Here is a 21,333-nt window from a genome sequence, read left to right as displayed (position 1 = left end):
CTTGCTTAGAAGATATGTAATACAGTAACTGCATTTTTTCTCAACAATTATGAAACTAAACAAATCAAAATTTTAACAAGCATTCTTTAACTGAAAAAATAAGTGTATACAATGTATCCTAAAAGTAGTACTAAAATGATTATCCCTGTACCTTTCCAATTCATACCGCCTGCTATATCAACTGGACTACCTGTTTCCGCTCTATTGAGTCCGTCATGTAAAGAACCCGTAGGATTACTTTTTAATTCACTTTGTCTCATACGCTCTCTTTTTTCTTCTGGTGACTCTTTATTCATTTAATCACCTCCAAAATGAATGCACTCTTTACTTACATTATTCAAAATCAACATTTGTTTTATATTTTTTTCCGAAAAAACCTAATTTAAAATAGGTTTGCAACGTAAAGAAAGCTAGCCATGCCAGCTTTCTTTACGATCCAATATGCTCTTCCTTATTTACAATAATACCTTTATGGTCGATTTCAAGCTCACATACTTTCATATCTGTAAATACTCTCGCTAATTGCTCAGCGATTTCTTGACGTTTCTCATATGGCGTTAATATAAAAATAGATGGTCCCGCACCACTAAGTGCTGTACCGTACGCACCAAATTCTTTTGCGCATTTACGAATAGATGGTAATAACGGTACGAGTTCTAAACGATATGGCTCGTGAAAATGGTCTCTCTCCATCATTTCACCTACAACTTCCCACCGCTTTTGACATAATGCAGCTACTAATACGTTACTTATCGCACTAGCTTTAACTGCCTCATGAAACGGAAACATCTTTGGTAATACAGATCGACTTTCATCTGTATTTAATTCTTCATTCGGAATAAGAGAAATTACCCCTAACTCCTTGCTCTCAATTCTTACGACGGAAACATCCTTTCCATCAAGTGCTCCAATTACAGTTCCACCTAATATAGAAGCAGCAACATTATCAGGATGTCCTTCAAAATTTGTAGCAATTTGAACTTTTTGATCAGCAGTTAAGTTCAAATTGCCTAGTTGATTCGCAAGCTCTATCCCAGCTACAATCGCTGATGCACTACTTCCTAGCCCTCTCGTTAATGGGATATTACTAGTAACTTCTATTATATGAGGTGATATAGAAGGACAGACTTTACATGCCGTGCTAACGATTAAATTTTTATCGTCTGTCGGAATTGATTCTTCAAAGGAATGGATCACTTGCCATTTATCAGCTTTTTCTTTAACCACCACATCTAAATACAATGACAAAGCTATTCCAACTGAATCAAATCCAGGACCAACATTCGCCGTACTAGCAGGGACACGAACGCTAAATGGTATCACGACATAATCACCCCTTTAATATGATCTTTAATTTGTTCTATATCATTTGACACACTTGCGATGTCTAGTTGATTTGAAGAAATAGCGATATCAGGATCCTTCAAACCATTTCCAGTTAATACTGCAACAACTGTTTCTCCCTTTTTGATTTTTCCAGATTCAACATGTTTAATTACGCCGGCTAATGAAGCATTTGATCCTGGTTCAGCGAAAACTCCTTCAGTTTTTGCTAATAACCTATACGCATGTAAAATTTCTTCATCTGATACCATATCTATTTCACCACGAGACTGCTCGGCAGCCTCTACTGCATACGACCAACTTGCTGGGTTACCGATGCGAATCGCTGTTGCAATTGTTTCAGGTTCTTCAATTACATGCCCTTTTACAATTGCAGCTGCTCCTTCCGCTTCAAAACCATGGATTCTTGGCTTCTTATAACCTTTTTCTTTCTCATATTCACAGAAACCTTTCCAATATGCTGTAATATTTCCTGCGTTCCCAACAGGGATAGCTAGAACATCTGGTGCATTTTGCAATTGGTCACAAATTTCAAATGCTGCCGTTTTTTGCCCTTCAATTCGATAAGGATTCACTGAATTTACTAACGTAATCGGCTCTTCTGCAGCAATATTTCTTACAGCCTTAAGTGCATCATCGAAATTCCCTTCTATTGAAATAATTTCAGCTCCATAAGCGACCGCTTGCGCTAATTTTCCATGTGCAATCTTTCCTTCTGGTATTACGATAATACATTTCATCCCAAGACGTGCCGCATATGCTGCAGCTGATGCTGATGTATTACCTGTTGATGCACAAATGATTGCTTCTGAACCTTCTTCTTTCGCCTTAGCAACTGCCATGACCATACCACGATCTTTAAAAGAACCTGTCGGATTCGCTCCTTCGTACTTACCGTATAGCTGAATCCCTAATTGTTTTGATATATTTAATAATGGAATAAGTGGCGTGTTTCCTTCCATTAAGCTGACATCAGGTGTATTTTCATTCACTGGTAAATAAGACGCATACTGTTTTAATAGTCCTTTATACATATTGTTTTTCCTCCTCAATAATGTAGTAACTGTTTATTTCACTCGCGACAGCCTCTATCGCTTCTAAAACTCGTTCAAATTGATACTTGGAAGTTCGATGTGTCACAACAACGACTTCTGCCAGTTCACGGTTTAAAGGTAATTGAATAACCTCTTTTAAACTTACAGAATAATTAACGAAACATTCTGTTATTTTTTGTAACATCCCAGGCTCATCTCGTAATGAAATACGTAAGAAATATTTCGAAACTACTTCTTCATCACCTTGTAATTCATAAGGAACTGGTTCTTTTAACGCACTTTTATTTTTCGGAACTTGATTCATATTTTTAACGATGGAAATAATATCACTTACTACAGCAGAACCAGTCGGTAACTTCCCAGCTCCGGGTCCATAAAACATTACTTCTCCTACCGCTTGGCCATGGACATACACCGCATTAAATTCATTATTCACATTTGATAATGGATGCTGGCTCGGTAAAAGCGTCGGTTCTACACTTAAATGAATGGCTGGTCCTTGTTTTTCAGCCTTACCAATTAACTTCATAGTAAATCCTAACTTTTCAGCCATTTGTAAATCTTCTTTTTCGACCTTTCGAATCCCTCTTACTTGCACATCATCTAATGAAACATTCATCGAAAAACCTAAGTTTGCAAGAATTGCTACTTTTCTTGCCGCATCTAGTCCATCTACATCTGCTGTCGGATCCGATTCTGCAAAGCCTAATTTTTGTGCTTCCTGTAAAGCCTCTTCATAAGACCATCCATTTTGACTCATTTTTGTTAACATATAATTTGTTGTACCATTTACAATTCCCATTATTTTTTCAATTTGATCTGATGCTAGCCCATCAGTTAGTCCTCTTAACACTGGAATACCGCCCGCTACACTCGCTTCGTAACATAAATCACAATCATTATCGTTCGCCAGTTGAAGAAGCTCTGCACCATATACAGCCATTAAATCTTTATTTGCTGTTACGACATGCTTTTTATTTCGTAAAGCCTTAACAATATGCTGCTTTGCTTCTTCAATTCCACCCATTACCTCTACTACAATATCAATATTTGAATCATTTAGAACTTCATCTGCATGACTTGTTACTGCAATTCCATCAATACAAACATCGCGTTCTTTTTCCAAATCACGTACAACGACTGTTTTCACTTTCACTTCGTATCCTGTATCAAGTGCGATTTTTTTATAATGTTCTTTCAAAATATGAACAACACCACTTCCGACCGTACCTAAACCTAATACCCCAACATTTATAACGTTATTCATCTTCTAATCTCCTCCTAAAAGTTTAATTGTTACATCTATAAATCACCTTACTCTGCTTTTTTGTCATGCAGGTGGTGGTTATTTCCGTACTTATAAATCGTTTCATATTACCGCACCTCCTTTCAAAGTAATAAAAAAACACACTCTTCCCTAGGAAAGGGACGAATGTGTTTTCGTGGTTCCACCCTTGTTCCAATCTAGACGTACCTCCTCCTAGATTGCTCAAGTTCAGATAACGGCTGATACCGTCAATAATTACTAGATTACTCGTTCACTATTGAAGTTCAAAGGTGGTAAAATCATTTCTCGTGTTAGGAAGCTCACACCCTTGGCTTCCCTCTCTGTAAACCGTAAAAATGATTTCTTGTCCTTATCGTTACTTTTTCGTTCATGTTTATTTGTTAACTCATTATACTCGCATAAAAAACAAAATCAATACTATTTTTTAATTATTTTAAATTTTCAATCTCTAAATCCGTAAAAAAACACACTCATCCCTAGGAAAGGGACGAATGTGTTTTCGTGGTTCCACCCTTGTTCCAATCTAGACGTATTTCTCCCTAGATTGCTCAAGTTCAGATAACGGCTGATACCGTCAATAATTACTAGATTACTCGTTCACTATTGAAGTTCAAAGGTGGTAAAACCATTTCTCGTGTTAGGAAGCTCACACCCTTGGCTTCCCTCTCTGTAAACCGTAAAAATGATTTCGTGTCCTTATCATTACTTTTTCGTTCATGTCTATTTGTTAACTTATTATAGTTATCAACTTTTTAAAAAGCAAGCCTATTTTTACTAACTATTTTCAAAATAACTTTTTATTATATTTCACAATAGCATTATGCAACTGCCACTCAATTTACCTATTTTGTCATTTCTCCAGTTTATAAATCAACGGTTCATATATAAAGTGAAACTTTAATCAGTGGGGATTTTGTTCATCCCCACTGATTATTAGCCTTCACCAATCGGGCTTTTACGGGCAGTTGATCCCCACCTGACTTCTTTGTTTTCGCTGAATTTTGAGGTAGGGGTCTTACTGCCCGTTAATGCGGGATAAATCCCCCATTCTAAAACCCGTACATATCCGCTCCACAAAGCTATATTAATAAAATTTTCAATACAATCTTTTTGTATAACTTTCTTCTAAAGAACGTGCAACATCTTCTTCTGAAGTATTCACTTTCGCATGCTCCAGCAACATTTTTGCTGCTGATGGTAACTCTTTTTTATTTAACCAAGATTCTGGATCCCACATCTTAGAACGAATAAACGCTTTTGCACAATGAATATAACACTCTTCTATTTCAACAACAATTCCAAGCAACGGATTGCGTCCATTCGCCTGCATTTCTTTCAAAATTTCTTCGTCGTTTGTAATATACGCTCGGCCATTTATTCTGAGTGTCTCCCCAAGACCTGGAATAAAAAAGATTAGTCCTACACGTGGATTTGAAATAATATTCAAAATGGAGTCTATACGACGATTTCCTGGTCTTTCTGGAATGATAATTTTATTATTATTGAGTACGTATACAAATCCAGGTGCGTCTCCTCTCGGCGAGGCGTCACACTCCCCCAACTTATTTGCAGTAGATAATACTAGAAAAGGAGATTTAGAAAGGAAATCTACACAATGGTGGTCTAATGATGAAATAACTTTTTTCAACGCTCGCTCACTTGGTTTTCCCAATATTTTCCGTAACTCTTCCTCTGTTGAAATAATCGATTTTATTTCCGTACGCTCTATCCCCACTTATAACCACTCCTTTTTCTTTATTTCCCCAAAATTCAATACAAATATTGTATAATAAAATTTGCAGAAAGGGGAATTAAAATGACAGAGTGGTTAACAATATTTGATCCTGAAAGAAATACACTTGGGAAGAAATTACGTGATGAAGTGCATCGTGACGGCGATTGGCACGAAACATTTCATTGCTGGTTTGTAGAAAAAGATACTGAAGATATGTTTTTATATTTCCAATTACGCTCTAAAAATAAAAAAGAAGCTCCATGTATATGGGATATTACTTCAGCTGGACATATTATGCATGATGAAGATGTACAAATTGGTGGTCTTCGTGAAATTGAGGAAGAATTAGGGCTTTCCTTTCAAACTAATGATTTAACATACAAGGGAATCTTTAAAATAGATTATGAAATTTCAAATCTTACTGATCGCGAGTTTTGTCATATGTATTTTCACAACGTCATCAATCCACTTCCATTCGCACCAGGTGAAGAAGTAGACGATGTGATGAAATTACATGCAACTTCTTTTCTACAACTATTAAAAGGAGAGATTTCATCTTTAACGACTATTTCAGTCTTAAACAATACACCGATTACGATAACATTTGAAGATATTTATCCGTATGATCTTGCATACTATGAATTTGTTATAGAGCAAGGAAAAGAATTATTAAAAAATAATAGTTTATAAATAAAATAGGACTCCTAGCATAATATTGCGTAGAGTCCTATTTTTTATTATTGTTCAAGGATTTTTAATCTACTCTCTACTTGTATAAATAAACGAATCATTAATAACAGCATAACCACTATAATCACTATTATTGTATGTGGATATCTAAACAGTATACTAATAACACTTCCAATTAACATCATGATAAATCCGTTTTGCTTCATCACTTCTGCACTATACCTGTTACCCGCATCCCATAATTCCTTATTTTTCATAGATCGTTTCGTACGATAACCATATGCCGCATTAATATCGGTCGGTGGATTTTTTTGAAGAATAATTGCCGCAAGTATAAAAATAATACCAATCAATATGCTTATTCCTATGTTTACTAGTGCATCAATCAATTATATCCCCCCCTAACTTACACTTTCATTATACGACACAACCCTTATTTTTCCAATTTATAACACATTCACTTTCTTTCTTTTGATGTCTGGAACATACTTGGAAGTGTTACAAAACGTGCCCCTTTCGTTTTTAACTGCGGAATGATTTTGTCTAGTGCATCAACAGATCCTTGTAAATGCCCACCTGGAGTAGAATGCTGCAGTATAACACTACCTGGAAATGAATTCCCTAACACATTATTTGTAATCATATCGGCACTTACACCTTTCCAATCAACTGTATCAACACTCCACTGTACAATCATAAAATTTTGCTCAGTTGCCCAATTCAATTGATTTTCAAGTATTTCACCATACGGTGGACGTATAAATTTAGGGGCATAGCCGGCTAAACGTTTTAATATTTCTTCCGTTTTTATAATTTGATTACGGTACTCAGCGTCATTTACTTTCGCTAAATTCGGATGACTGTACGTATGATTACCAATTACATGCCCTTCATTTGCAATACGCTTTACTACATTCGGAAATTTTTCTGCGTTTTCACCAAGTAAGAAAAAAGTAGCTTTTACATTATGTTGTTTTAACTTATCTAATATTTTTGGCGTGAATTCTGAATCTGGTCCATCATCAAATGTAAGAGCTACTTCCGCTTTATTATACGGTCCTGAAAATGCGTACGCATATTTTTCAACCCATGTAAATGGTGTCCACGATCCACGATCATCTGCTTTCATTTGTACTTCATAGCTTTGAGGGATATATGCGTATGGCAATGCGCTTATATAATCTCCATAATAAAATGAGTTATATGGCATATAAGCATACGAAACATCTCGTTCTAGTCCCCATTGATATGGAGCAAACATTTCTGGCGAATAAAAATAATACATGATAAAAAACCTCCCTAAATTTTCATATGTGATTCATCTGCACTTTGTTAGAGAAATTGTTATTCATAAACAAAAATAAGACTGTCCTTAATTAGGAAAGCCTTACTACTTTATATTATTAATAAATTGATGTACTATCTTTTGGCAAAGCTTTCACATGTTTTAAATAGTTCGTCACTTTATCATCCTCATCTTGCGGATATTGATATTCATATGTGTTAGCGATTTCGTTCGCCACTTCCCTAAATAAATCACCCATAACAAAGAATGACTCCCATATATTTTCATATTCTGCATTAGAAAATGTCCTTTTAAATTGCTCCCACATATCTTCTTCAATATATTGCTCGAAATACTTTCCAAGCTTCCCTGTATTAACTGTAAAGTCTGTTTTCATACCAATATGCCATTCTAGCATTACGATGAACATATCTCGCACTGGTCCTTCAAGCATTCCTTTTGCATAAGAAAGTTCCTCTCGCCATAACCCTTTTGCGATGTTCGTACTACACCACCAAAATTCATTACAACAATCTAAAAACTCTTTTTCTGTAGGCTTTTTTATTAAGTAATCCTTATCGCTTGCTGGCGGGAATTCTTCCAGACAATTATCTTTATCAAGAAGCAGTTTACTTAAACTATCTTGTCCAACGAACTTTTTTATTAACTCAACTGGAACTAGCGTTAAATCAATCCGATTCCCATCCATGAACTGCATTAAATACGGAAACTTCCCATCTTCATCTGGTTGAACTAACGACATTTCTTCTGGCATTTGTACTATCATTATTTCTCCAAATCTATGAACCCAATTATGATTAGACGTAAAAGATTGTATATCATTTACAACATACATAATATCATAGTCTTGAAAACAATCTCTTTTCACATTTGGATTTACACGCGATCCATTCATGATAACTGCTCGAATTCTTTCATCCTCTTTTGCTATATTTATAATTACGTCTAACATTTCTTTTTCAGTTCTCATCTACTTATATCCTCCAATTTTTTAATATATAATATAGTGTTATGTATACTGGAGGTCCACGAGCTAATCTCGTTATACACGATACATGTTATAATTTTTGAAACTTCTTTTTCATCCCTTTTTCCTCCTTACATCACTCTTTTACAACTGCCATCCCTTTCAATTTCCCAATGCTTTCTACCATTTACTTTTAATTATACCGAAAATTCTGTCTCGAATACAAAAAATAAAGAAGGGATATCTACCCCTTACAGAATAGATATCCCTTCTTTTAAAGCTAAATTTAATTCCTATGGATTAGTAGACCAAAGCCCAGCAGATTTAATAAATGTACGTTTATTTAATTTCAGCTGCGCTACGATAAATTCTGCAATATCTTCTGCTTGCATTACTTTATCAGGGTTTCCATCAGTTAATCCTAAATCTACAGCCATATCAGTTGCTACTGTACTTGGAGTTAAAGCTGTTACACGAATGTTATGTTTGCGAACTTCCATCGCTAACGATTCTGTTAAGCCAAGGACACCAAATTTAGAAGCACTATATGCACTTGTTACAGGTGCACCTTTTTGTCCTGCTGTAGATGAAATGTTAATGATATCACCAGATTGTTGTTCAATCATGCTCGGTAAAGCTGCACGAGTTGCATAGTATACACCCATTAAGTTTACTTGAATGATTTTTTCCCAATCAGCAACGTCTAGTTCTAAAAACTTACCGAATTTAGAAATACCAGCGTTATTAATTAAAATATCGATAGATCCTAAACCATTTTTTAACGTTTCAATCGCAGTTGTTACTTCTTCGTATGAAGAAACATCAGCAGTTGCAATAACAGCTTTTACACCTTCTGCTTCTACTTCTTTCGCTACAGCTTTTAAGTTTTCTTCTGAACGAGCTAATAAGCCTACATTTACGCCTTCTTTCGCTAATGCGATTGCTACAGCGCGACCAATCCCTCTACCTGCTCCTGTAATTAAAGCATTTTTACCTTGTAATAATTCTGCCAAGTATAACACTCCTTAATCATCTCAGTTATGTATTATATTAAAATTGTATCTATGTTTATGTAAAAAGGCAATGATGCACTTTCATGTGCGTAGGTTACTTGTAGGTAACTATAGAAAGGTTTTATTTATAAGTTTCATTTTTTTACCATTATTCATGTAAAATAAAAACAAATCCAGCATAGGGGAGTGTATGAGTATGAAAAGCGAAGGAAAAGCTTATCAATATAATTGCAGTAACGGTAAATGCATTTTTAAAGAGAAATAGTGTTAGAAGGTTCTCCTTCTAACACTATTTCTCTTCATGATTTGGCATACGCACAATAAATTCAGTACCTTTTCCTTCCTCACTCTCAACTTTTATTTCCACATGATGAAGGTCGAGTACTTTCTTTACAATAGCTAAACCTAAGCCACTTCCTCCATAGGCACGATTTCGTGAAGAATCCGCTTTATAAAAACGCTCAAAAATATGTTGTTTCTGTTCTTCTGATATACCAATTCCTGAATCACGGATACGCACTTCCACTACTGTCTCATGTTCCTTTAACTGAATAGTAATCGTACCACCGCTTGGAGTAAATTTAATACTATTATGAATTAAATTAATCCACACTTGACTCATACTTTCTTGGTCAGCAATAACATATACTTTTTCTAAATCTAGTTCTAACTCAATTTCTTTTTCAGCCCAGAGTGGTTCACTATTTAACACAATTTGCTTTAATTGTTGATCTAATCGATAGCTCACTCTTTCTGGTGTATACTCTTCTGATTCTAAAAGAGTTAGCTTTAGTAAATTTTGACTTAGTTTAGATAATCTCGTTGTTTCAGTTTCAATAATGGTCAGATAATGCTTTCTTTTTTCCTCAGAAAGATTATCGTCTTGTAGTGCTCTAGCAAATCCTTTTATAGAAGTTAACGGTGACTGTATTTCATGAGAAACATTCGATACAAACTCTTGTCTCATTTTCTCCATCGTATTCAGTTCATCTGTCATATCATTTATACTTTTTACGAGCACGCCAATTTCACCATCATACTTTTCTTCATTTCTTATTTTTACGGAGAAGTCTCCTTTTGCAATTTTTTGTATCGGTTCAATAATATTCCAAATCATCGCCTCTCGTTTTGGTCTCATTAATATTCCAATCAATGTCCAAATAAGAATAATAAAGACAAAACCGACCATATCACTAATTAGAAAGGCAACAAACGGCGATACGTTTACGTCAAAAGCATTCAATAAACTAGTTGCTACATAAAATGCGATAGACCAAATGACAGTAAGAAAAGAAAAGAGCGCTAATACCGCTCCAAATACTTTCAGCATCTTCAACTTACTCATTCGTTTTCTTTTTCTCATTTACTTACCTCTAAGCGATACCCTAATCCTCTTATTGTTTTAATACTAAATTTCGACTGCTCTTCTTGAAACTTCTCACGTAATCGATTAATATGAACGTCTAGTGTACGTTCATTCCCTTCAAAATCATATCCCCATATTTCTTCAATTAATTGCTCTCTCGAACAAGTTCTTCCCGATTTAGACCCTAAAGTAAAGAGCAGCTCAAATTCTTTTAACGGTAACGTAACCGTTTGTTCTCCACATGTAACTTCGAATGTTTTACGATTTAATAATACATTTCCAACTTGAATCGATTGCGAAACTGTAATTTGGTAACGTTTCAATAATGCTTTTACTCTCACTACTAGTTCTATAGGGTCAAATGGCTTTACAAGATAGTCATCTGTCCCAAGGTGAAATCCTTTTACTTTTTGTGATGTTTCTCCTTTGGCAGTTAGCATCAGAACCGGGATATCATAGTATTTTCTTAATTCAAAACATACATCAAATCCATCCATATTTGGCATCATGATATCAAGAATAACCATATCGACTTTTACGTCATCCATTTTCTGAAGTGCATCTACTCCATCAATTGCCTCATATGTTTGAAAACCTTCTCGTTCTAAAAATACAGAAACGAGTTCTCTAATGTGTGGATCGTCGTCTACTATTAAAATTTTAGGTATCAAAGGAACCATTTCCTTTCTACTTAGCATCTAATATATTTTTTAAAAATGAATCATCAGTGGAGTAAAATCCCACTGATGATTCATTTTATAATGCACCCTCTTTAATTTTCAATTGCTGCGTTGCAAACTCACGATACATGTCATGCGTACGTAATAATTCATCATGTGTACCACTTCCTGTAAGGTTGCCTTTTTCAATAAAGATAATTTTATCTGCATCTACAACAGTAGAAAGTCTATGTGCAATCACTAATGTTGTTCGGCCTTTCATTAAGTTATTTAACGCTTTTTGAACGACAGACTCAGATTTGCTATCTAAGCTTGAAGTTGCCTCATCTAACATAAGAATTTGCGGATTTCGCAGTAACGCTCGAGCAATGGCAATTCGCTGTCTTTGTCCCCCAGAAAGCTTCACACCGCGTTCTCCAACTTCTGTTGCATAACCGTTTGGTAAGTCATGAATAAATGCATCAACATATGCCATTGCTGCTACTTTTTCAATTTCTTCATCTGTTACTTCGCCCTCAACGCCGTAACAAATATTATCACGAATCGTTCCATCAATTAACGGACTATCTTGTGATACGTAACCGATTTGACGTCGCCATGACTCTAATGAATAACTCGTAATTAATTCTTTTCCTAATTTAATGGCACCACTAGTTGGCTCATAAAAACGTTCCAGTAATGAGAATAACGTTGTTTTCCCACTACCACTTGGTCCTACAATTGCTGTCACTTTTCCAGATTCAATTGTGAAATCAATATTTTTCAAAACTTGCTCTTCTTCGTTATACTCAAAATGTACATTTTCAAGAACAATCGGTTGCTTAGCATTTGTCACTTTCACACCAGTTTCATGATTTTCTACTTCATATTCTAAAATCGTACTAATTCTTTCCGTTGCACCAATTGCCTTTTGGAATTGTGTAAAGAACATAGATAATTGACTCATCGGCATTACAATTTGAACTAAATACAAAATAAACGCTACAAGTTCACCGGTTGTTAATGCACCGCTAGAAACTCGCATCCCGCCATATCCTACGATAATAACAAGTAGTGCCATTAAAACAAACGACATAACTGGCGAAATTAATGCTTGCACTTTCCCTTCTTTCAAACCAAATTGTAATAACTTTTGTATACCTGTATTGCCCGTTTCATATTCTCTTTTTTCTGTATTTGAAGATTTCACTAAACGAATTTCTGATAACACTTGCGTTAACACACTTGTAAAAGATGCCGTTTCATCTTGAAGCGCTTTTGAAATCTTATACATTTTTCGTCCAAGTGGAACTAAAATTAATACAGACAACGGAATAACCGTTAAAAGTAACGCAGTCATTTTCCAATCTAAAACAAATAATACAATTAACGATCCAACAATTGAAATACCGCCTGTTAATAAGTTTGACAAATGCTCAGAAATTAACGTTTTCACAACACTTGTATCATTCGTCATACGGCTAATCGTATCACCTGTTCTATTTTGATCGTAATAAGATACCGGCAAGATAAGTACCTTTTTCCACAAACGTTCTCTTAGTCCCGCTACAATCTTCTGCCCAATATAATTTAGTAAATATATAGACAACCCTGCCGCAATAGTTTGCATTACAAAGAAAGCAACTAATCCAACAATTTGTCCTGCACTAATTGAAGAAAGCGAAAAATTATCTACTAATCCTTTTGTAAGCATAGGAATAAATAAACTCGCTCCCGTAGAAAGCAAACTCATTAATAACGCAAAAACTAAAATTCCTTTCGGAGGATTTGTATCTTGAATAAGGCGTAAAAACTGCCTCCAACTCCCTTTTTTCTTCATTTCATTTCTAACTTCCATTCCTGTTCATCTCCTCGTGGTAAACAAAACTGTTCTTTCTAAAATTAGAATACGATACAAATGTAAACTGAATGTAAACACACTTTTTCTATTTTTACAAAATATACATAAAAACTCATCTTTACAACAGATATAAACATCTGATATTATTACCTGGTACTTAATATTATTCTATGTAAATGATAGATAAATAATTTACAACACGATATAAATCTCCAGTTAGTGAAAGGAGTATCCTTTTTGCAAACAAATATACATTCTAAAAAGGAAACAATTATTTTTATTCATGGATTAGTTGGCAATCGTCGCGCCTTCAAAAAGGAGCAAAAACGTTTTTCTTCCTCCTACAACATTATAACTTATGACTTATTAGGTCACGGTGATGATAAAGGAGAAGCAATCGACTTTTCATTACAGCGCCTCGTAGATCAATTATTAAACTTATATGAGCAAGAAGGTATTAAAAAAGCACATATTTGTGCGCTAAGTTACGGCTGTTACATCTCTACAATTTTTGCACAAATGCATCCAGAAAAAGTATTAAGTATTTGTCATATTGGAGGACATTACAATAACCCTTCTCGTTTATATAATGTATTTCAAAATTTTTGGGAGAAGCGAGGAGATGAATACTCTAAATGGCTCTCTCAATACGCAAATACTATTTTTCCAAGCGGTATATTAAAAGCAAATCCGTTCGCAGTCATTTCAAGAAATATTTACTACCGTTTCGGATTACAATTACATTCATCCATAATTGCCCAGTCATTACGACATCGGTTAGAATTCGATTTAAAATCTAAATTAAAATCACTTCCTCACCCTATACTATGGGTAATGGGAGAGCATGATCATCTCTATAAATCTTGTCTATTTGATTTAAAATCTATTTTGCCTAACGTTCTATATAAGGAAATACCGTTAGCGGGACATGCAGCGAACTTATTTCGTCCTAACTATTTCCATGACTTATATGATCGATTTTTAAATGGAAAGTTAAAATAAAAACTATTAAACTTCCAATTTATTCAACTATAAAAAGGCTTCCCAAGTTTCCTTGGAAAGCCTTTTCTCTATACGAAAAGTATATAAAACTACTTTTTCTTAGTATGCTTTTGTGTAACCAGTTAGATGTTTAGCCCAGTAAGAGTTATTAATTGAACTAATTCTTACACCAACTGTTTCATTCTCCGCACTAATGAACTGACCATTTCCTAAATAAATACCCATGTGAGAAAGACCTTTTTTATAAGTATTAGAGAAGTATACTAAATCACCTGGTTGTGGATTGCTTGTTTTTGTTTTCGAACTCCAGTATCCAGCAACATCTAAACGGCTACCTTTATGACCAGTTTGATTTAATACGTAGTAAATGAATCCACTGCAATCGAAACCTCCTTTAGGAGTTTCACCACCGAATACATATTTCGAATGATTTAAAGATCTAGCGAATCCAGCGATTGAAGATGTATCTCCACCTGTTGTTGGTTGTTGAACGTTATTTGTAACGTTGTTTACTCCGCCTTTTACAAACTTAACGAAGTCACCACTTACGTAACCTGTGCGGCCGTTATGGTTAATTTTGTACCAACCATTTTCAGCGCCAGTAACGTTTAATACTTTACCATTTGTTACTCCACCGATTACAGCGTTGTATGTAGCTGGGCCTGTACGTACTTTTAAAGCACCAGTGTTAACAACATAAGAACCACCAGTTTGAACTGTTGTAGTATTGTTGTTTGTAGTTGGTTGTTGTGTTTCGTTAGATACAGCAGAACCACCTTTTGTTACGAAGTCTTTGCTTACGTATCCAGTTCCACCATTGAAGTTGATTTTAAACCAATCTTGTACTTCACCTACAACTTGTACTGTTTTACCTTTGTTTACAGAACCTAATACTGTATGAGATGTACTTGGGCCTGTACGTACGTTAAGTGAAGAAACGTTTACTGTGTAAGTACCTGTTCCTTGTTGAACAGTCGTTCCTGTTTTGCCACCAGTCGTTACGAAGTCACCACTTACATAACCTGTTTGACCATTTACGTTTACTTTGAACCAACCATTTTCTTGTCCAACTACTTGTAGCACTTGGCCTGATTTTACTTTAGAAATAACGTTATGTCCTGTACCAGCACCTGAACGAACATTTAATACATCAGCAGTTACTGTGTATTTTAATTCAGAAGTTGTTTCTACAGTTTTTGTTTCAGTTACAGTCGTTTGAGTTTGAGTTTGAGTTTGAGTTTGTCCATTAATTTCTTTTAGCGCTTCATTTGAAACTTGTGCATGAGCAGAATCCATTCCTGGAACTGCAACGCCAGCTACAGAAGCTGCTGCTAAACCTGCAATTACTTTTTTCATAAGTTGTCTTTACTTCCTTTCCCTACTATCCTCTTAAAAAAACTTAAAACTTTAATACTTTACAATATTATCAAAGTAAAATATTCATCCAGTTCCATTTTTTAGCAAGAGTTTTATTTTTCACACGTAGTTCATTTTAAATGAACAAAGTGAAATCCGTGTGAACTTCATGTGAACTTTATCATTAAACACAGTGTTTTTGCAATGGTTTTTTCAAATTTCTTATATATCGCATGAAAATTCGACATTCTATTTAATATTTTAATATAAAATATCCCTTTTCTATCTATTATAAAAAATTCTATTAACCTAATACAAACTCAAGTATGTATTTCCTTATAAAGCTCCTTACATGAAGTATACTTTCATCATGACAAAAATCACTCTATTTATCAATAGTATAATATTTTTAGAAAACTAAATTTCTATACTATCTACAATTTTGAAATAATTTGACGAATTGTAAGATTTATTTCACAAAAGCCATTTCTCCTTTAAAGAAAACACACACTATATCAACTGTTCTCTTTTTCTTATAATGGAATTTATAGGATATTTATAGTATTATATGCATATCTTAATAAACAAGAATTTTAGCGAATTGATTAAAGTTTCATTCCCTTATAAAATGAAACTTTAATCAGGAAGGGTTTTATACATCCTCCGCTAATTATTAACCCTCACCACTCGGGCTGCCCATTAATGCGGAGTTTTATTGGAATAAAAAGAGGAGGCATATTTGTGAGAAATATAATAGATGATCCAATACAAAAAAACATAGAGCTATACTATGCTTTTATTCAATTCGTTTCAATGATAACATTACAAAAAGTATCAGCTATTGAAACACGTAAAAACGAATTAAAAAATCAGATGAAAAATGCCGGACAAAAAAACCCTTATTACGTATAAAAAAAGGTGAACAGGTTATATTCCTGTTCACCTTTTTAAATTATTTATAAATTTTCACACGGTCCTCTAGCGGTTGGAATTCTTTTTCACCAGCATGTACTACCGGTTTACCAAATGGCATTTGCGCAATAAGTTTCCAATTCTCTGGAACATCCCACTCTTTTCTCACTTCTTCATCAATTAGCGGATTGTAATGCTGTAACGTAGCACCAAACCCTTCAATTTCTAAAGCTGTCCAAATTGCAAATTGTAACATTCCTGATGATTGCTGAGACCAAGTTGGGAAATTATCTTTATATAATGCAAAGTTAGCTTGAAGGCTTTCCACTACTTCACTGTCTTCAAAATATAAAACCGTTCCATAACCACTTTTAAATGCATTCATTTTTTCTTCAGTAGGTGCAAAGCTATTTTCAGGTACAATTTTTCGTAACGTTTCTTTCGTAATATCCCATAATTTATCATGTTGTTCTCCTAATAAAACAACAACGCGAGCACTTTGAGAATTAAAAGCTGAAGGTGTATGTTTTACAGCATGATAAATCACTTCTTGAATTTTCTCATCAGAAACTACTTGCTCTTTACTAATTGCATAAATAGATCTTCTGTCTTCAATTGCTGAGTAAAAATCTTTTGCCATCATAATTCCCTCCAATTTTCAATTGAGGCTATTTCATATGTATATATCATATTACGCCCCCTCAAACTTATTATTAATAAGCTTATAACTTTATAATATCACAGCAACAAATAAACTCAAATGATAACACTTGTATTTAGAGCCTTTTTCCTTTTTAAAATGAAAATAAAAAGACTGTTTGTTGTTATCTAAAATTAGTAACAACAAACAGTCTTACTTATGTAGCGATCTAGATTCGTATTTTACTTACTTAATTAACTAATCCAAATGCATACGACATTAACTTATTTGTCTCTGTAAAACGTTTTGTTTTACTTGATGTCCCCATGACCACTGTAATAATTCGATTATCGCCTTGCTTTGCAGTCCCAGTAAAACAGTATCCTGCACTATCTGTAAATCCAGTCTTTAGTCCGTCCATTCCTTCTATATATAAACTTTTATTATTTTTATTTAACATGTCGTTTGTGCTTATAACATTAATATTATTAAATGCTAGCTGACTTTGACGTAAGTGAGTCACTTCTAATATTTCCGGATAATCTTTTATAAGATGATATGCCAATTGTGCTACATCACCAGCCGTCATTTTTGTTTCACTTCCATCTGGCTCTTGTAATCCAGAAGCATTTGCAAATTTAGCATGTTCCGACATTTTTAACTGTTTCGCTTTTGCATCCATAAGCTGAACGAAATCTTTCTCCGATTTTGCCATATGTTCTGCTAAAGCCACAGCTGAATTATTAGCTGACTCAATCATTAATGCATGATATAAATCTTTAACAGTTAATGTGTCATTAACTTGTACTGGGATTCTCGCTCCCTCTGTTTGTGCCGCCTTCGCACTTATTTTCACTGGATCTTCCCAGCGAACTTTCCCGTTATGTATACTCTCTAGTAGAAGATACGCTGTCATCATCTTAGACATACTAGCCGGTGCAAAAGCTTCATTTTCATTATATTGATAAATAATATCTCCATCACTCGCATCGATAATCATAGCTGCTTTTGCGTTAATTTCTGGTGGGATGTACTTTGGCGGGACTACTTTTTCAGTAAATCCTGCTTTAGGTAGTTCTGCCACTTGCAAAGGTTGTCCCTCTACATTCGCTACGCTCTTTTGATTTCCTTGGAATAAGAACCAACATATCCCTAAAATAATGACTAATAGGACTGTCATCCTTCCCCATTTTAACCGATTCATTTCAAAACTCCTTTAGCAAACCTTTTATACACTCACATTTAACCTTATCAACAATTCCTTTATATAGTCAAGGTAAAAGGTATATTTATTCATATACAGCAATGATTATTTTAATTTATTTATGTTAAACTTACAATGTTGAAACGTAAGAATATTTAATAATAAAATCTCGTAAATAAAGCGAAACTTTAATCAGTCCCCCAATCGGGCTACCCGTCAAATAGCGAGATAAACTATTTAATAGAAGGGATTCATACAAATGCTACTTCCAAAATCATTAAAATACGGAGACACAGTTGGGATTTACTCCCCTTCTTCACCAGTAACCTACACTTCACCAAAGAGATTTGAACGAGCAAAATCTTACTTACAACAGAAAGGGTTTCATATATTAGAAGGTTCATTAACAGGTCGATATGATTTTTATCGTTCTGGTAGTATACAAGAGCGTGCTGAGGAGCTAAATGTCTTAATAAGAAATCCTAATATTTCTTGTATTATTTCAACAATTGGTGGGATGAATTCAAATTCAATATTACCTTATATTGATTATGATGCTTTTCTAAAGAACCCTAAAATAATGATTGGGTATTCAGATGCAACTGCTTTATTACTAGCAATTTACACCAAAACAGGAATTCCTACATTTTATGGACCAGCTCTCGTCCCTTCCTTTGGCGAATTTGAACCTTTTGTTGATTGCACATACAAATATTTCGCTGAAACTTTACTACATGATCATTCTCTTCCTTATCATATAAAACAACCATTATTTTGGTCAGATGAATTTATTAATTGGGAAGAAAAGACAAAGGAGAAAGAACTTCGACCAAACGATTGGATTTCAGTAATTGATGGAAAAGCTACTGGGCGTATTATTGGCGGGAATTTAAACACGATACAAGGAATTTGGGGTAGCCCCTATATGCCACATATTCAAGAAGGCGACATTCTCTTCATTGAGGACAGTTCAAAAGACGCAGCTACTATTGAAAGAAGCTTTTCATTACTTAAAATTAACGGTGTATTCGATAAAATTTCAGGTATCATTCTTGGAAAACATGAGCAATTTGATGATTGTGGTACAAATCGAAAACCTTTTGAAATACTACTAGAAGTACTTCAAAATCAAAGAATTCCTTTTCTAGCTGACTTCGATTGTTGTCATACACATCCAATGATTACCATGCCTATCGGTGTTCAAGTAGAGTTGGATGCAACAAATAAAACGATACATATTGTAGAACCTTGGAAAAAATGAATGCATGGCTTCTATTGTTTTACAATAAAAGCCATGATACTATATAATTTGGAATGTGAAAGATTAAACAAAATACGTTCCAATATCTATTATTAGGAAAAGATAGATATAAATATATATTTATATGTAAAAGAGAGTGAATAAATGAAACCAACTATTAAAAATTACGTATTTTTACATGTAGCTTTTTTGATATATTCTATCATTGTGGTTTACATGAAATGGGCAGCTAAGTTTCCCATTGCTTCCATCTCATTTTTTATTGCTTATTTCGGACTAGTTGTACTTTTATTCGGATATGCAATTTTATGGCAACAAGTAATTAAGCATTTCGAAATATCGAAAGCATATTCACATCGCGGAATTATTATACTGTGGTCAATGCTTTGGTCAGTAGTTCTATTTGGAGATACGATACAGTGGAATCATTTACTTGGTGCGGCTATTATTATCGTCGGAATTGTGGTGGTGACAAAAGATGAATAGTTATATGTTGTTATTGATCTTTGGAATCGTATTGGCCAATTACTCACAAATTTTATTAAAAAAGGCTACTTTACAGCAATATGATTCTAAATTAAAAGAATATGTAAATCCATATGTAATCATCGGTTACTCTTTATTTGTACTTAACGCAGGATTCAATATTATCGCCTTAAAGGGACTGACAATAAATCAAGTCTCTGCATTAGAATCATTAAGTTATATCATCATATTAATTTTCGGTTGGTATTTTTTAGGTGAAAAAGTAACGAAAAGAAAAGTAATTGGGAATACCATCATTTTAATGGGTGTTGTGGTGTATTTTATTCAGTAATCACTTATACAAAAAGCTCCGTTTATCACAAACGGAGCTTTTTACTATTGACCTAAATTTTGCACTTTATCTTTCAAATCTCGAACTTGATCTACCGTCTGCATAAGCTCAGAGTTTTTAAATTGCTCTACATCCACTTTTCCTTCTTCTATCTTTGTCATCGCCGTATCAATTAACATATTTAACTTTTCGTTATATCCGACGATTTGTTGATGAATATCCTTTGCTACATCAGGTGGCGTTAATTCATTGAATGCGGGTATATCTTGTTTAATTTCACTAAGCTTCGTTTCTAATTCTTTTCGAGCCTCGCTATCATTAACGGCCTTTTCTGCTAATGCTGGTGCATCATTTGCAAATGCACTTATTTCATTTACATAGTCTGTCGCCTTTTGAGCATAATCTATGGAGTTCTTTCCTTCTTCCACTATTGAACATCCCATTAAACCAATTGAAACTATAAATACTAATAAAATTGATTTTATTTTCATTTTAGACCCCCTTCGTCTTTATCATTGTCTGTAATTTTCTCTATACATAACTTCTAGCTAAATTGTTTATAACCTTTTTCAAATAGCTATTTATCCTCTTACATGCCCTATTATCGTTACAACATCTATTTCTATATGTACGCTTATAATATCTTCAATTATATCCATATATCCTTGTCCTATAGCTGTTCCATAGTGTAATGTAAGCCCCTTCTTTTCATACACTGACTTTGGCACTGAAAAAATAAATCTCCTCAAGTTTCTTTCATCAGTTGGTTCCATAATTAAAACAATCCCATCTTCATCAAACATATACGCTCGCCCTCCAACTTTACATTCACTATGGCTCAGTATTGCCTTGGTCAG

Annotated in this window: 23 protein-coding genes, 1 pseudogene and 2 other annotated features; of the genes and pseudogenes, 7 read left to right on the top strand and 17 right to left on the bottom strand. The window is 34.2% G+C overall.

What is annotated here, in order from left to right; all coding sequences use genetic code 11:
• Positions 1-86: 86 nt before the first annotated feature.
• The 5 genes from ACUL40_RS01685 to ACUL40_RS01665 all read right to left on the bottom strand — a co-directional run bounded on the left by ACUL40_RS01685 (position 87) and on the right by ACUL40_RS01665 (position 5,422).
• Positions 87-296: a DUF6366 family protein gene (locus ACUL40_RS01685; protein WP_001031479.1), complete on the bottom strand. Its 210-nt coding sequence runs from the start codon at positions 294-296 to the stop codon at positions 87-89.
• A gap of 133 nt (positions 297-429) precedes the next feature.
• Positions 430-1,323 (bottom strand): homoserine kinase, encoded by an 894-nt coding sequence (thrB, locus tag ACUL40_RS01680; protein ID WP_445422924.1) that lies wholly within the window; start codon positions 1,321-1,323, stop codon positions 430-432.
• Positions 1,320-2,378 carry a threonine synthase gene (thrC, locus tag ACUL40_RS01675; RefSeq protein WP_000276438.1) on the bottom strand — a complete coding sequence of 353 codons (1,059 nt, stop codon included), beginning with the start codon at positions 2,376-2,378 and terminating at the stop codon, positions 1,320-1,322. The genes thrB and thrC overlap by 4 nt, the downstream gene beginning before the upstream one ends.
• On the bottom strand, positions 2,371-3,666 hold the full coding sequence (locus tag ACUL40_RS01670) for a homoserine dehydrogenase (protein ID WP_001066901.1): 1,296 nt from the start codon (positions 3,664-3,666) through the stop codon (positions 2,371-2,373). Before ACUL40_RS01670 ends, thrC begins: the two co-directional genes overlap by 8 nt.
• Positions 3,667-3,820: 154 nt before the next feature.
• Positions 3,821-4,052 (bottom strand) — a binding site (T-box leader).
• Positions 4,053-4,167: 115 nt separating this feature from the next.
• Positions 4,168-4,399, bottom strand: a binding site (T-box leader).
• A gap of 384 nt (positions 4,400-4,783) precedes the next feature.
• Positions 4,784-5,422, bottom strand: a complete 639-nt coding sequence (locus ACUL40_RS01665; protein WP_079004302.1) for a pyridoxamine 5'-phosphate oxidase family protein — start codon at positions 5,420-5,422, stop codon at positions 4,784-4,786.
• 81 nt (positions 5,423-5,503) lie between these two features.
• Between ACUL40_RS01665 and ACUL40_RS01660 the strand changes: the two genes are divergently transcribed.
• On the top strand, positions 5,504-6,112 hold the full coding sequence (locus ACUL40_RS01660; protein WP_079004301.1) for an NUDIX hydrolase: 609 nt from the start codon (positions 5,504-5,506) through the stop codon (positions 6,110-6,112).
• 47 nt (positions 6,113-6,159) lie between these two features.
• Here the strand turns inward: ACUL40_RS01660 and ACUL40_RS01655 are convergent, their stop codons facing one another.
• From ACUL40_RS01655 to ACUL40_RS01640, 4 genes are all read right to left on the bottom strand, one after another.
• Entirely contained in the window at positions 6,160-6,498 is a 339-nt protein-coding gene (locus tag ACUL40_RS01655) for an SdpI family protein (RefSeq protein WP_025687792.1), read from the bottom strand.
• Between the two features lie 71 nt (positions 6,499-6,569).
• Complete coding sequence (locus ACUL40_RS01650) at positions 6,570-7,397, bottom strand: peptidoglycan-N-acetylglucosamine deacetylase (RefSeq protein ID WP_079004300.1); 828 nt, start codon at positions 7,395-7,397, stop codon at positions 6,570-6,572.
• A gap of 118 nt (positions 7,398-7,515) precedes the next feature.
• Positions 7,516-8,388 (bottom strand): aminoglycoside 6-adenylyltransferase, encoded by an 873-nt coding sequence (locus tag ACUL40_RS01645; RefSeq protein WP_065382416.1) that lies wholly within the window; start codon positions 8,386-8,388, stop codon positions 7,516-7,518.
• A gap of 290 nt (positions 8,389-8,678) precedes the next feature.
• On the bottom strand, positions 8,679-9,398 hold the full coding sequence (locus tag ACUL40_RS01640; RefSeq protein WP_000818985.1) for a 3-ketoacyl-ACP reductase: 720 nt from the start codon (positions 9,396-9,398) through the stop codon (positions 8,679-8,681).
• Positions 9,399-9,594: 196 nt separating this feature from the next.
• On the opposite strand from ACUL40_RS01640, the pseudogene ACUL40_RS01635 reads away from it, so the two are divergent.
• A pseudogene (locus tag ACUL40_RS01635) lies at positions 9,595-9,663 on the top strand (DUF3139 domain-containing protein); the annotation flags it as partial.
• Between the two features lie 24 nt (positions 9,664-9,687).
• Here the strand turns inward: ACUL40_RS01635 and hitS are convergent.
• From hitS to ACUL40_RS01620, 3 genes are all read right to left on the bottom strand, one after another.
• Positions 9,688-10,761 carry an envelope stress sensor histidine kinase HitS gene (hitS, locus tag ACUL40_RS01630; protein ID WP_445422925.1) on the bottom strand — a complete coding sequence of 358 codons (1,074 nt, stop codon included), beginning with the start codon at positions 10,759-10,761 and terminating at the stop codon, positions 9,688-9,690.
• Positions 10,758-11,435, bottom strand: a complete 678-nt coding sequence (hitR, locus tag ACUL40_RS01625; protein WP_025710347.1) for an envelope stress response regulator transcription factor HitR — start codon at positions 11,433-11,435, stop codon at positions 10,758-10,760. The genes hitS and hitR overlap by 4 nt, the downstream gene beginning before the upstream one ends.
• An 85-nt stretch (positions 11,436-11,520) precedes the next feature.
• Positions 11,521-13,281, bottom strand: coding sequence for an ABC transporter ATP-binding protein (locus tag ACUL40_RS01620; RefSeq protein ID WP_322368001.1), 1,761 nt, complete (start codon positions 13,279-13,281; stop codon positions 11,521-11,523).
• A 240-nt stretch (positions 13,282-13,521) separates the two neighbouring features.
• Here ACUL40_RS01620 and ACUL40_RS01615 point away from each other — a divergent pair, with 240 nt between their 5' ends.
• A complete protein-coding gene (locus ACUL40_RS01615) occupies positions 13,522-14,286 on the top strand; it encodes an alpha/beta fold hydrolase (protein ID WP_001194314.1) in 765 nt (254 codons plus the stop codon).
• A 99-nt stretch (positions 14,287-14,385) separates the two neighbouring features.
• On the opposite strand, the gene entFM is transcribed toward ACUL40_RS01615, so the two are convergent.
• Positions 14,386-15,642, bottom strand: a complete 1,257-nt coding sequence (gene entFM, locus ACUL40_RS01610) for an enterotoxin EntFM (protein ID WP_445422926.1) — start codon at positions 15,640-15,642, stop codon at positions 14,386-14,388.
• 741 nt (positions 15,643-16,383) lie between these two features.
• Between entFM and ACUL40_RS01605 the strand changes: the two genes are divergently transcribed.
• Positions 16,384-16,554, top strand: a complete 171-nt coding sequence (locus ACUL40_RS01605; RefSeq protein WP_001244279.1) for a hypothetical protein — start codon at positions 16,384-16,386, stop codon at positions 16,552-16,554.
• 40 nt (positions 16,555-16,594) lie between these two features.
• Here ACUL40_RS01605 and ACUL40_RS01600 read toward each other — a convergent pair whose 3' ends face one another.
• The gene (locus ACUL40_RS01600) at positions 16,595-17,197 is read right to left on the bottom strand and encodes a nitroreductase family protein (RefSeq protein WP_171287435.1); all 603 of its coding nucleotides are present in this window, start codon (positions 17,195-17,197) and stop codon (positions 16,595-16,597) included.
• Between the two features lie 247 nt (positions 17,198-17,444).
• The gene (locus ACUL40_RS01595) at positions 17,445-18,398 is read right to left on the bottom strand and encodes a D-alanyl-D-alanine carboxypeptidase family protein (RefSeq protein ID WP_017656797.1); all 954 of its coding nucleotides are present in this window, start codon (positions 18,396-18,398) and stop codon (positions 17,445-17,447) included.
• A 259-nt stretch (positions 18,399-18,657) separates the two neighbouring features.
• Here ACUL40_RS01595 and ACUL40_RS01590 point away from each other — a divergent pair, with 259 nt between their 5' ends.
• The 3 genes from ACUL40_RS01590 to ACUL40_RS01580 all read left to right on the top strand — a co-directional run bounded on the left by ACUL40_RS01590 (position 18,658) and on the right by ACUL40_RS01580 (position 20,476).
• The gene (locus ACUL40_RS01590) at positions 18,658-19,659 is read left to right on the top strand and encodes a S66 family peptidase (RefSeq protein ID WP_000926331.1); all 1,002 of its coding nucleotides are present in this window, start codon (positions 18,658-18,660) and stop codon (positions 19,657-19,659) included.
• Between the two features lie 144 nt (positions 19,660-19,803).
• Entirely contained in the window at positions 19,804-20,145 is a 342-nt protein-coding gene (locus tag ACUL40_RS01585; protein WP_000805132.1) for an EamA family transporter, read from the top strand.
• Entirely contained in the window at positions 20,138-20,476 is a 339-nt protein-coding gene (locus ACUL40_RS01580; protein ID WP_001089877.1) for an EamA family transporter, read from the top strand. The genes ACUL40_RS01585 and ACUL40_RS01580 overlap by 8 nt, the downstream gene beginning before the upstream one ends.
• 44 nt (positions 20,477-20,520) lie before the next feature.
• On the opposite strand, the gene ACUL40_RS01575 is transcribed toward ACUL40_RS01580, so the two are convergent.
• Both ACUL40_RS01575 and ACUL40_RS01570 read right to left on the bottom strand, forming a co-directional pair.
• The gene (locus tag ACUL40_RS01575; protein ID WP_000695201.1) at positions 20,521-20,967 is read right to left on the bottom strand and encodes a DUF6376 family protein; all 447 of its coding nucleotides are present in this window, start codon (positions 20,965-20,967) and stop codon (positions 20,521-20,523) included.
• 90 nt (positions 20,968-21,057) lie between these two features.
• Positions 21,058-21,279 (bottom strand): hypothetical protein, encoded by a 222-nt coding sequence (locus ACUL40_RS01570; protein WP_000459114.1) that lies wholly within the window; start codon positions 21,277-21,279, stop codon positions 21,058-21,060.
• Positions 21,280-21,333: the final 54 nt, after the last annotated feature.

Source organism: Bacillus sp. KNSH39, assembly GCF_052656585.1.
The sequence above is the reverse complement of the archived record's forward strand: the minus strand, read 5'-3'. Positions and strand labels throughout refer to the sequence as shown.